The organism is Saccharothrix coeruleofusca, assembly GCF_017876325.1.
Taxonomy (GTDB): Bacteria; Actinomycetota; Actinomycetes; order Mycobacteriales; family Pseudonocardiaceae; genus Actinosynnema; species Actinosynnema coeruleofuscum.
The window spans coordinates 7,045,764-7,057,158 of sequence record NZ_JAGINV010000001.1; the positions used below are offsets into that span (position 1 = coordinate 7,045,764).

The 11,395-nt window shown below is 73.3% G+C and carries 12 protein-coding genes; 8 read left to right on the forward strand and 4 right to left on the reverse strand.

Annotation, left to right across the window (positions count from 1 at the left end):
* Positions 1–33 precede the first annotated feature (33 nt).
* Positions 34–1,392, forward strand: coding sequence for a DUF6779 domain-containing protein (locus tag JOF41_RS32640; protein WP_189221237.1), 1,359 nt, complete (start codon positions 34–36; stop codon positions 1,390–1,392).
* Here JOF41_RS32640 and JOF41_RS32645 read toward each other — a convergent pair whose 3' ends face one another.
* The 3 genes from JOF41_RS32645 to JOF41_RS32655 form a co-directional block, all read right to left on the reverse strand.
* Positions 1,393–2,421 carry an NADH-quinone oxidoreductase subunit D gene (locus JOF41_RS32645; RefSeq protein ID WP_307867606.1) on the reverse strand — a complete coding sequence of 343 codons (1,029 nt, stop codon included), beginning with the start codon at positions 2,419–2,421 and terminating at the stop codon, positions 1,393–1,395.
* Positions 2,422–2,483: 62 nt separating this feature from the next.
* The gene (locus JOF41_RS32650; RefSeq protein WP_209623663.1) at positions 2,484–2,924 is read right to left on the reverse strand and encodes a DUF1203 domain-containing protein; all 441 of its coding nucleotides are present in this window, start codon (positions 2,922–2,924) and stop codon (positions 2,484–2,486) included.
* Between the two features lie 56 nt (positions 2,925–2,980).
* Positions 2,981–3,883: an SAM-dependent methyltransferase gene (locus JOF41_RS32655; RefSeq protein ID WP_209623664.1), complete on the reverse strand. Its 903-nt coding sequence runs from the start codon at positions 3,881–3,883 to the stop codon at positions 2,981–2,983.
* Between the two features lie 99 nt (positions 3,884–3,982).
* On the opposite strand from JOF41_RS32655, the gene JOF41_RS32660 reads away from it, so the two are divergent.
* The 5 genes from JOF41_RS32660 to JOF41_RS32680 all read left to right on the forward strand — a co-directional run bounded on the left by JOF41_RS32660 (position 3,983) and on the right by JOF41_RS32680 (position 8,279).
* On the forward strand, positions 3,983–5,110 hold the full coding sequence (locus JOF41_RS32660) for a PrsW family intramembrane metalloprotease (protein WP_189221725.1): 1,128 nt from the start codon (positions 3,983–3,985) through the stop codon (positions 5,108–5,110).
* Positions 5,111–5,198: 88 nt separating this feature from the next.
* On the forward strand, positions 5,199–6,095 hold the full coding sequence (locus JOF41_RS32665; RefSeq protein ID WP_189221234.1) for a Rossmann-like and DUF2520 domain-containing protein: 897 nt from the start codon (positions 5,199–5,201) through the stop codon (positions 6,093–6,095).
* Complete coding sequence (gene panC, locus JOF41_RS32670; RefSeq protein WP_209623665.1) at positions 6,092–6,982, forward strand: pantoate--beta-alanine ligase; 891 nt, start codon at positions 6,092–6,094, stop codon at positions 6,980–6,982. The genes JOF41_RS32665 and panC overlap by 4 nt, the downstream gene beginning before the upstream one ends.
* Positions 6,983–6,993: 11 nt before the next feature.
* On the forward strand, positions 6,994–7,482 hold the full coding sequence (panD, locus tag JOF41_RS32675; RefSeq protein ID WP_189221232.1) for an aspartate 1-decarboxylase: 489 nt from the start codon (positions 6,994–6,996) through the stop codon (positions 7,480–7,482).
* An 11-nt stretch (positions 7,483–7,493) separates the two neighbouring features.
* Positions 7,494–8,279 (forward strand): type III pantothenate kinase, encoded by a 786-nt coding sequence (locus JOF41_RS32680; RefSeq protein WP_189221231.1) that lies wholly within the window; start codon positions 7,494–7,496, stop codon positions 8,277–8,279.
* 150 nt (positions 8,280–8,429) lie between these two features.
* Here the strand turns inward: JOF41_RS32680 and JOF41_RS32685 are convergent, their stop codons facing one another.
* Positions 8,430–9,212, reverse strand: a complete 783-nt coding sequence (locus JOF41_RS32685; protein WP_209623666.1) for a class I SAM-dependent methyltransferase — start codon at positions 9,210–9,212, stop codon at positions 8,430–8,432.
* 61 nt (positions 9,213–9,273) lie between these two features.
* Between JOF41_RS32685 and lysS the strand changes: the two genes are divergently transcribed.
* Both lysS and JOF41_RS32695 read left to right on the forward strand, forming a co-directional pair.
* Positions 9,274–10,785 carry a lysine--tRNA ligase gene (gene lysS, locus JOF41_RS32690; protein WP_189221229.1) on the forward strand — a complete coding sequence of 504 codons (1,512 nt, stop codon included), beginning with the start codon at positions 9,274–9,276 and terminating at the stop codon, positions 10,783–10,785.
* 116 nt (positions 10,786–10,901) lie between these two features.
* On the forward strand, positions 10,902–11,249 hold the full coding sequence (locus JOF41_RS32695; RefSeq protein WP_189221228.1) for a histone-like nucleoid-structuring protein Lsr2: 348 nt from the start codon (positions 10,902–10,904) through the stop codon (positions 11,247–11,249).
* Positions 11,250–11,395: the final 146 nt, after the last annotated feature.

The following is an 11,395-nucleotide window of genomic DNA, read 5'->3' on the forward strand; positions in this document are numbered from 1 at the left end:
TCAATCGCATAACCGACCGGTACCGTGGGCCCCATGACCGGGCGAGGCGCGTCGCAGGACGACGATCGGCAGGACCGCGGTCGCGCTGCCGGGCGACTGCTGCTGGTGGGGGCGCTGGCGCTGGCCTTCGGCGCCGCGGCGGTGCTGGTGCTCAGCGACAACGCCCGCTGGTTGCGGTTGGCCGTGGTCGCGGCGCTGTGGGCGGCGCTGGTGGGCGCTTTCCTGGCCGCGCGCTACCGCCGCCAGGTCGTCGAGCGCGATGACGAGGTGGCCGACCTCCAGTCGGTCTACGAGCTGGAGCTGGAGCGCGAGGTCGCGGCTCGCCGGGAGTACGAGCTGGAGCTGGAGGCGGAGACCCGCAAGCGGGTCCGCGAGGAGGCCAAGGACGACCTGGAGGCGCTGCGCGGCGAGCTGCGCGCCCTGCGGGAGAACCTGGAGGCCCTGCTGGGCGGCGAGGTGCTGGTCGAGCGGGTGGCGCTGCGCGCGGAGTCCACCCGGATGCGGTCGCTGTCGGACCAGTCGCGGCTGATGGGGTTGGGGGACAAGCGGATCATCACGGCCGGGCCGGTGGTGGACAAGCCCGCCGCCGAGCGCCCCGAGGTGCGCACCGAGATGATGGACCGGGTGGTGGCCGAGGCGCCGCGCAAGGAGCAGCCGCGCCGCCCCGAGCCCGCCCGGCCCGAACCGGCGCGGCAGACCCAGCCGGTGCGCCGGGAACCCGCCCGCGTGCAGCAGCAGCGGCCCGTGCCGCCGGTGGTCCGGCGGGAGGCCCCGCCCAAGCCCGAGCAGACCGAGCGGGTGAACCGCCCCAAGCCGCAGCGCCCTGCCCCCGAGCCGGTGCGCGGTGAGCCGGTGCGCGCGGAGCAGGCGCGCGGGGAGGCCGCTCGCGACACCGACCTGTTCCGCACCCCGAACAAGCCACCGTCCCGTTCGGACGGTGGCCGCGACGAGTTCCCGCAGGGCGGCGACCCGACCCGGTTCGCCGAGCTGGGGCCGCGCGAACCGGGTCGGGGCAGCGGTGCCCAGGCCCGTCCGGTGGGGTCGGCGAAGACCGAGCGCCGCAGCCGGATCGCCGAGCGGACCGAGATGATCAGCCGCGAGTCGGTGGCCGACAAGCCCCGGCGCAAGGGCGCGGAGTCGACCGGCAGCCACCGCCCGGTGGCGGGCCGCACGGCGTCCGAGCGCACCGGCGGGCACCAGCCGGTCGAGCCCGCCGGGCGGCGCCGGGTGGAGGAGCACTCCCCCCAGTGGGAGGAGATCAGCAAGCCCACGCGCAGGCCCGAGCCCGAGGAGCCCGCGGGCGCGCACGCGGACGGCAAGTCGGTCAGCGAGCTGCTGGCCGCGTTCGGCGGCGGGGACTCGCCGCGGCGGCGGCGTCGCCGCGAGGGCTGATCACTTGTCGATGTCGCCCACGACCACGGCGAAGGAGCCGAGGACGGCGGGCAGGTCGGCGACCGGCGTGCCGGGCAGCAGCGCCGAGAGCGCCTGGACGTTGTTGAACGACGGGGTGCGCAGCTTGAGCCGCCACGGCGTCTTCTCGCCGCGCGAGGACAGCAGCACCCCCGAGGTGCCCAGCGGCGCCTCCACGCTGGTGTAGACCGAGCCCTCGGGGGCCTTGATCGCCTTGGGCAGCCGCAGGTTCACCGGTCCGGCGGGAAGCCGGTCCAGGCACCGGCGGGCCAGCTCGACGGACTGGCGGACCTCGTCGACCATGCACGCGACCCGCGCCCGCGCGTCGCCCTCCCGCCGGGTGACCGGCTCGACGCCGAGTTCCCGGTAGGCGGGCAGGGGATCGTCGCGGCGCAGGTCGAAGTCCACTCCGGACGCCCGTCCGATGGGGCCGGTGACGCCGTGGGCGAGAGCCGCTTCCCTTGTCAGCACACCGATCCCGGCCAACCCGTCAGGCACGTCGGGGATCTCCACTGTGGACAGCGCGGCGGCCACCCGGTCGGTCCAGCCCGCGGGCACGTCCTCGCGCAGGCCGCCGATGCGGTTGGCCATGAAGTGGATGCGCCCGCCGGAGGCTTCCTCCAGCACCGCCTGCACGGCCTCCCGGCCCCGGCCCGCGGCGGCCGGGTCGGTGAGCGGGGCGAGGAAGACCAGGTGGGCCATGATCCGGTTGAGCTCGCACAGCAGGGCGCGCAGCCACTGGGCGCGCGGCGGCACGTCCATGCCGGTCATCCGCTCCACGGCCAGCGCGACGGCCAGCTCGTTGCAGAAGGCGGCGAGCCAGTCGTGGCGGTTGGCCAGGGTGAGCACCTGGCGGTAGTCGCGCACCTCGAACAGCTTCTCCGCGCCCCGGTGCAGGTGGCCCACCAGCGGTTCGGCCGAGGTGATGACGTCGTCGGACACGGTCAGCCGCAGGCGGTAGGCGCCGTGGGCGGAGGGGTGCAGCGGACCGAGGTCGACTACCCGGTCCACGCCGAGGTGACGCGCTCCTGCCCCTACGCCCACAGTGATCCGCACCCCGTCATGGTCCCACGTCAGTCCCCGGTCACCGCGAACAGGAAGCAGCCGTGGGAGAGGCTGCGCACCTGCACCTCGACGACCTCCGGGTGGGCCAGCAGGTCCGCCAGGTCGCGCTCCAGGGTTTCCGGCTGGGCCAGCACCCCGTCGTGGATGCGCCCGTGCGCGGTGTAGGCCCGCAGCACCCGCGGCGCGCGGCTCAGCTCGACCGGGAGGCCGCCGTCCGGCCCGCCGCACGGTTCGGCGTGCACGAACACCGGCCCCACCTCCTCGTACGGGCCGCGGCCCGCCGTGGGCGAGTAGCGGAACAGCACCAGCGGCTCGCCCTCGCGGGCTTTGCGCAGGCAGCACCTCAGCGGCGAGCCCGCCGCCTCCGCCACCCGCTCGTGGTGCTCGTCCCGCCCGGCGGCTTCCCGAGCCCTGGTGACGACGTCCTGCGGCAGCGCGTGAATCCTCATGCCGCGCACCCTGCCCGCGCCCGCGTCCCGCTGCCGGCGCTCTTCGGACCTCGCGCTCACGGTCGCCACGGGGGCAGCGGCGGCAGCAGGTCCGACGTGCGCACGCCCACCCCGTGCAGCAGCCACCCGAAGCCGCCCAGCCCGCCCACCGCCCGCAGCTCCGCGATGCGCGAGGCCCGCTCCGCCGTGTCCAGCCACCGGGCCGGGTCGATCTCCCCCACCAGCCCCAGCGCCGCCAGCGCGTCCCGCTGCGACACCAGCACCCAGTCCCCGCCCGCCGCCTCGGCGCAGGCGTCCAGCGCCACGTGCGCGGTGAGGTCGCAGCTGCCGTCGAAGACCGGCTCCACCCGCCGCCCGTCGCGGTAGGCGGCGAAGGTGCCCTCCGGGTAGCGCCCGGCCGCCCGGTCCGCCCGCACGTGCCCGTAGTCCACCGCCAGCGCCGCCCCCCGGACCCGCGACACCGCGTCCGCCCAGGCCGCGTCGCGGGGCGCGCCGACCTCGGCGGTGGCCCCGGCGGGCAGCGGCCACCAGCGGGCCAGCCACGGGTCGTCCGACGGGCCCGTCACGATCGGGCAGGGGATGGCGTCCAGCCACTCGTGCCCGACCAGCAGCCCCTCCACCCGCTCGGGCAGCGACCGGGTCCACGTCACGCCGTCGACCCGCCGCGCGGGCCCCAGCTCCACCGCGGTCACCCGCAGCCTGCGCGCCAGCGACCCGGCGGCCAGCGAGCGCACCGCCGCCGACAGCTCGCCGCCGCCCGCGCCGACGTCGACGAAGTCCAGCCGGGCGGGCCTGCCCAGCGCGAAGTCCACCCGGTCGAGCAGCACCAGCAGGGCTTCGGCCAGCTCCGGACCCACCAGGGGGGCGGTGCGGAAGTGGTCGGCGGGCAGTGCTCCGCGCGTGAAGAAGCCCTCCGGCCCGTACAGGGCCTCGCGCCAAGCCGATTCCGGGTCTCGCATCGTTCAAGTGTCCCTTTAAGGTTTCACTCCGTGACCGACCCCGCACCGACGCCGCACACCCCCACCGCCCGCAAACGGGTGGAGCAACGCCGCTGGACCGTGCTCCTGCCCGTGGTCGGCCTGATCGCCCTGGGCGTGTGCGGGCTGGTCCTGCTCGGCCTGGGCACCAGCCGGATCGGCCTGCTGCCCATCCTGGTCGGCGCGGTGGCCGCGCTGCTGCCGGTCGCCGCGGTGCTGGGCGCCTCGCTGTGGATCGACCGCTGGGAGCCGGAACCGGCCAGGAACCTGCTGGTGGCGTTCGCGTGGGGCGCGTGCGGGGCGACCATCACCTCGCTGGTGTTCAACCAGACCGCGCAGGTGCTCGGCGAGCTGATCAACGGGGGCGACGGCACCACGTTCGCGGCCGTGGTGGGCGCGCCGGTGGTGGAGGAGGCGACCAAGGCGGTCTTCCTGGTGGGGCTGTTCCTGCGCCGCCGCCAGGAGTTCGACGGCGTGGTGGACGGCATTGTCTACGCCGGGGTGGTCGCCGCGGGGTTCGCCTTCACGGAGAACATCTACTACTTCGCGCGGGTCTTCGTCGACAGCGGCTTCGGCGACCTCAGCAGCGGCGTGATCGCGCTGTTCATCCTGCGCGGCGTGCTGTCCCCGTTCGCCCACCCGCTGTTCACGTCCATGACCGGCCTGGGCATCGGCTTCGCCGCGATGACCGCCAGCCGGAACCTGCGGCTGGTCGCGCCGCTGCTGGGCTACCTGGGCGCGGTCGGGCTGCACTCGCTGTGGAACTTCTCCACCACCGTGGGCACCGGATCGACCTTCATCAACCTGTACTTCCTGATCATGGTGCCGATCTTCGCGGCGATGGTGTGCCTGGTGGTCTGGCAGCGCCGCCGCGAGCAGCGCATCGTCGCCGCCCAGCTGCCCGCGATGGCCGAGCGCAAGTGGATCGCCGCCAGCGAGGTGACGCTGCTGGCCAGCCTGCAGGGCAGGCGGCGGTGGCGGCGGCGGGTCCGCCGCAAGGTCGGCGACCGGGCCGCCCGCGCGGTGGCGGGCTACCAGGTGGCCGCGACCGAGCTGGCCTTCCTGCGGCACCGGATGGCGCTGGGCACCGCCGCCGCGGACGCCGACGAGCGGCACGCCAAGCTGCTGGAAGCGCTCATCGCGGCCCGTCGGGCGGCGGTCGAGGCGCCGGGCGCGCTCAACGCCGCGGGTGGTGTTCGTCGCAGTTGACCAGCGCCGCCGACGGCCCGGATTACGCTCGGTGTCGTCGTCCGGTACCCGCCCGTAGGGACTGGAACGTCTGGATGGAGTACGTCGCATGGACGCGACCCCCCGCCCCGCGCGGCTCGCCGTGGGCGTGATCTCGGCCGGCCGGGTCGGTTCGGTGCTGGGCGCCGCGCTGGCCAGGGCCGGGCACGTGGTGTCGGCGGCGTCCGCGGTCTCGCGGGAGTCGCTGCGCCGCGTCGACGAGCTGCTGCCCGACGTGCCCGTGCTGCCGCCGCCGGAGGTGGCCGCGGGCGCGGACCTGGTGCTGCTGGCGGTCCCCGACGACGCGCTGGCCGGGCTGGTGCGCGGCCTGGTCGCCACCGGGTCGCTGCGCGCGGGCCAGATCGTGGTGCACACCAGCGGCGCGCAGGGCGTGGCCGTGCTCGCCCCCGCCGCCGAGGTCGGCGCGCTGTGCGTGGCGCTGCACCCGGTCATGACGTTCACCGGCCGCGCCGAGGACGTGCAGCGGGTCACCGCCTGCTCGGTGGGCGTCACCGCCGCCGACGGCGACGACGTGGCCTGGAACGTGGGCGAGGCGCTGGTCGTGGAGATGTCCGCGGAGCCGGTCCGGGTGCCCGAGGCGGCCCGCCCGCTCTACCACGCCGCCCTGGCCCACGGGGCCAACCACCTGATCACGCTGGTCGCCGACTGCGCCGACGTGCTGCGCCGGTCCGGCATCGCCGACGCCGAGCGCGCGCTGGGGCCGCTGCTGTCCGCCGCGCTGGACAACGTGCTGCGGCACGGCGACCGCGCCCTCACCGGGCCGGTCGCGCGCGGCGACGCGGGCACCGTCGCCAAGCACCTGGCGGTGCTCGCCGAGCGGGCACCTGCCACCCTTGCGCCGTACCGAGTTCTCGCGCGACGCACCGCGGAGCGCGCGCAGGCCGCCGGGCTGCTCCGGCCCGAGCTGGCGGCCGAAGTCCGCACCACCCTCGAGGACGACGCATGACCAAGCCCCTCACCAAGGACGACTACACCCCCGGTGGGGTCACCGTGCACCACGACCCGGACCGCCTGCGCCGGGTCACCCGCGCGCTGCGCGCCGCGGGCCGCAACATCGCGCTGGTGCCGACGATGGGCGCGCTGCACGAGGGCCACCGCAAGCTGATCCGCGAGGCCCACGTCCTGCAGAACACCGTCGTGGTGGTGTCGATCTTCGTCAACCCGACCCAGTTCGGGCCGAACGAGGACTTCGAGCGCTACCCGAGGACGCTGGAGGCCGACGTGGAGGTCTGCCGCGAGGAGCGGGTCGGCCTGGTCTTCGCGCCCGGCGTGGAGGACATGTACCCGGAGGGCGGGCAGGTCACCGTGGCGCCGGGGCCGCTGGGCGAGCAGCTGGAGGGCGCCACCCGCCCCGGCCACTTCGCGGGCGTGCTGACCGTGGTGGCCAAGCTGCTCAACATCGTGCAGCCGAACTACGCGCTGTTCGGCGAGAAGGACTACCAGCAGCTCACGCTCATCCGCCGGATGGTGCGGGACCTGAACCTGCCGGTGGACGTGGTGGGCGTGCCCACCGTGCGCGAGGCCGACGGCCTGGCGCTGTCCTCCCGCAACCGCTACCTGTCCGAGGACGAGCGCGCCGCCGCCACCGCCCTGTCCGCCGCGCTGGTGGCCGGGGCGCACGTCAGCGGCCAGGGCGCGGACGCCGTGCTCAAGGCCGCCCGCGACACGCTGGCCGCGGTGCCCGAGGTGGACCTGGACTACCTGGAGCTGCGCGCGCCCGACCTGGGCCCCGCGCCGGAGAACGGCGACGGCAGGTTGCTGGTCGCCGCCCGCGTGGGCGCCACCCGACTGATCGACAACGCCCCCGTGCTGCTGGGCGCGGGGGACGAGTGAGGGGGACCGCGATGTTCCGCACCATGCTCAAGTCGAAGATCCACCGCGCCACCGTCACCCAGGCCGACCTGCACTACGTCGGCTCGGTCACGGTCGACGAGGACCTGATGGAGGCCGCCGACCTGCTCGCGGGCGAGCAGGTGGCCATCGTGGACGTCACCAACGGCGCGCGGCTGGAGACCTACGTCATCCCCGGCGAGCGGGGTAGCGGCGTCATCGGCATCAACGGCGCCGCCGCGCACCTGGTCAAGCCCGGCGACCTGGTCATCCTCATCGCCTACGGCATGATGGACGACGCCGAGGCGCGCGCCTACCAGCCCAAGGTCGTCTTCGTCGACGCCGACAACAAGGTCGTCGAGCTGGGCGCGGACCCGGCGCACGCGCCCGAGGGCTCCGGCCTGCTCAGCGGCGCGGTCCTGGTGCCCGCGGGGGGCGTGCCCGCCTCCGAGACCGAGGACGCCGCGGCGCTCGACGCGCTGATCCAGGCCGAGAACCAGTAGGGAGAACCGCGGTGCTGCTCGCCGTCGACGTCGGCAACACGAACATCGTCCTCGGGCTGTACGACGGCACCGGGGACAAGGCCGCGCTGGTCCGCGACTGGCGGATGCGCACCGACGCCCGGATGACCGCCGACGAGCTGGCGCTGACCATGCGCGGCCTGCTCGGCGAGTACGCCGACAAGATCACCGGCATCTCCGCCCTGTCCACCGTGCCCGCGGTGCTGCGGGAGCTGCGCGTGATGCTCGGCCGGTACTACTCGTCGGTGCCGAAGGTGCTGGTCGAGCCCGGCGTGCGGACCGGCGTGCCGCTGCTGGTGGACAACCCGAAGGAGGTCGGCTCGGACCGGGTGATCAACACCCTGGCCGCGCACCACCTCTACAGCACCGCCTGCGTGGTGGTCGACTTCGGCACCTCCACCAACCTGGACGTGATCTCGGCCAAGGGCGAGTTCCTCGGCGGGGCGCTGGCGCCGGGCATCGAGATCTCGGTGGACGCGCTGGCCGCGCGGGCGGCCCAGCTGCGCAAGGTCGAGCTGGTCCGCCCGCGCTCGGTGATCGGCAAGAACACCGTGGAGTGCCTGCAGTCCGGGATCGTGTACGGGTTCGTCGGCCAGGTGGACGGCCTGGTGCGGCGGATCGTCGACGAGTTGCAGGAGAGCGAGCCGGGACCGGTGTCGGTGATCGCGACCGGCGGCCTGGCGCCACTGGTGGTCACCGAGTCGGCGACCATCGGCAGGCACGTGCCCGACCTGACCCTCCTGGGCCTGCGCCTGGTCTTCGAGCGCAACATGAGGTGACCCGCCCCCGCGAGTCGAACCTCCAGGCACCCTGAATTCAACGTTCGCGCACCCCGACACGCACTTTCGCGCCTCGACCCCGCACCTCGGGTAGTAGCTACCGGCCCTCGCAGCGGCCTCGGGTAGTACTTGCCGACGCACCAGGGAGGCTCAGGCGCGGGTCATGCGCTTGACGTGGGTGGTCAGGGGGAAGTCGAACTCGCCTTCGGCGGTCTCGGGGCGGGCGCGCAGGAACGCCAGCACCTGCTCGCGCAGCGCCCGCCGCTCCTCCTCGGCCGCCACCAGCACGTGCGACTGCGTGCCCACCGTCGCCACCAGGGTCTCCGCCGTGCGCCGGTGGACGTGCGGGAACGTCGCCCGCGCCGAGCCGGTGAACAGCTCGTGGTCGGGCATCACCTGGTCGACATCGCTCACGCCCCGGTTCGTCCCGTCGTGGCCGATGCGGTCGAACTCGGCCACCCATGGCACGGACAGGTCGCCGTAGTTCCACAGTCCGGCGAGCACGCCGCCGGGCCGCAGCACCCTGGCGATCTCGGGCAGCGCCGCGTCCCGGTCGAACCAGTGGAACGCCTGGCCCACCAGCACGGCGTCCACCGACCGGTCGGGCAGCGGGACGCGCTCGGCGGAACCGGGCAGCGCGCGCACCTCCTTGTTGCGGCGCACCAGTTCGGCGAGCATCTTCTCGTCCGGTTCCACCGCGGTGACCTGGTGGCCCTCGGCGACCAGGACGGCGGTCAGCTTGCCGGTCCCGGCGGCGAGGTCCAGCACCTCCAGCGAGGATCGGCCCAACGAGGATCCGCCCAGCGGTTCCAGGGCCCACCGGACGGCGGCGGCGGGGTAGTCGGGGCGGTGTTCGGCGTAGGCGCGAGCGTGCGACCCGAAAGAACCGGCTCGGCGGGCCCACATCTCGTCGCGGTCGTCGGCACTGGTCATCACCTCACCCTAGGGAGAACCCGTTCGATCCCCGGAGCGGCCTTTCCGTACCCTTCTGCGTGTGAGTGAGCAGCCTCAGACCGGTATCCCGATCAGCGACGACGATCTCCCCGAGCAGTTGCGCGTGCGCCGGGAGAAGCGGGCGCGGCTGTTGGAACGCGGGGTCGACCCGTATCCGGTCGAAGTACCCCGCACGCACACGCTGCGCGAAGTGCGGGAAGCGCACCCGGACCTGCCGCCGGACACCAGCACCGGCGAAGTCGTCGGCGTCACCGGCCGCGTGATGTTCATCCGCAACACCGGCAAGTTGTGCTTCGCGACGTTGCGCGAAGGCGACGGCACCGAACTGCAGGCCATGTTGAGCCTGAACGGGGTCGGGGAGCAAGCGCTTGCCGAATGGAAGTCCGACGTCGACCTGGGCGACCACGTATTCGTGCGCGGCGAGGTCATCACCTCCCGCCGGGGGGAACTGTCGGTGCTGGCCGACTCCTGGTCGCTGGCCGCGAAGTCGTTGCGCCCCTTGCCGGTCGCGCACAAGGAACTCGCGGAGGAAACCCGCATTCGGCAGCGCTACGTGGATCTCATCCTGCGCGAGCAGGCGCGCAACACGGTGCGCAGCCGGGCCGCCGTGGTGCGGTCGTTGCGGGAGTCGTTCCACCGCCGGGGTTTCATCGAAGTGGAGACCCCGATGTTGCAGACGTTGCAGGGCGGTGCGGCGGCCCGTCCGTTCGTGACGCACTCCAACGCGCTGGACATCGACCTGTTCCTGCGCATCGCGCCGGAGCTGTACCTCAAGCGGTGCGTGGTGGGCGGCATCGAGAAGGTCTTCGAGATCAACCGCAACTTCCGCAACGAGGGCATCGACTCGTCCCATTCGCCTGAGTTCTCCATGCTGGAGTACTACGAGGCCTACGCCACCTACGACACCAACGCGGTGCTGACCAGGGAGCTGATCCAGGAGGCCGCGCTGGCGGTGGCCGGGTCGCACGTGGTGACGCTGGCCGACGGCACCGAGTACGACCTGGGCGGCGAGTGGACCACGCTGACCATGTACGGGTCGCTGTCCGAGGCGGTCGGCGAGGAGGTCACCCCGGAGACCTCCGCGCAGCGGCTGCGCGAGCTGGCCGCCGAGCACGAGCTGGAGACCGATCCCAAGCTGGGCCACGGAAAGCTCGTGGAGGAGCTGTGGGAGCACCTGGTGGGTGATCACCTGTACGCCCCCACCTTTGTGCGTGATTTCCCGGTGGAGACCTCGCCGCTGACCCGGCAGCACCGCTCCGTGGCCGGGGTCGCCGAAAAGTGGGACCTCTACATGCGCGGTTTCGAGTTGGCCACGGGTTACTCCGAACTCGTCGACCCGGTGGTCGAGCGGGAGCGGCTGGAAGCCCAGGCGCGGCTGGGCGCGGCGGGCGACGACGAAGCCATGCCGGTGGATGAGGACTTTCTGCGATCACTGGAGTACGGAATGCCACCGAGCGGTGGGGTGGGAATGGGCATCGACCGGCTGCTGATGGCCATCACCGGCCTCGGTATCCGGGAGACCATCCTGTTCCCCCTCGTCCGCCCGGAATGACGAACCCCCCGCACTCCGGGGGGCGGATTCCGGGACTTGTGCGCTAACCTGCACTCGACAATGATTTGGTCGCGGTCGGGGACACCGCGCACGCATTCGAGTCCAGGAGGATACGCATGGCGCAGAAGGTCACCGTGACCCTGGTCGATGACCTGGACGGCGGGCAGGCCGAGGAGACGGTCGGCTTCGGTTTGGACGGGGTCTCGTACGAGATCGACCTTTCTTCGGCCAATGCGGGGAAGCTCCGCGACGCCCTCGCCGACTTCGTCGCAAGCGCCCGCAAGGCGGGAGGTCGCAAGCGCGGTCCGGGTCGTCCGGCTGGGGTGAAGGCGGCGCGTCCCGCGTCGGCTGATCGGGAGCAGAACCAGGCCATTCGGGAGTGGGCGCGCAAGCAGGGGATGAAGGTGTCGGATCGCGGCCGCATCCCCGCCGAGGTGCTGGAGGCTTACCACCAGCAGGGGTGACGACATTGCGTGGCGTGCACCACGTCAATTACGTCAAGTAACGAAGGGGTACCGGTTTCGGCCGGTGCCCCTTCGTCGTTTTGGGAAAGCACGCCCGTGCGGCGTTGAATGATCTCCGGCGTCGCGCCGGAGCTGCCGCGCCCGAG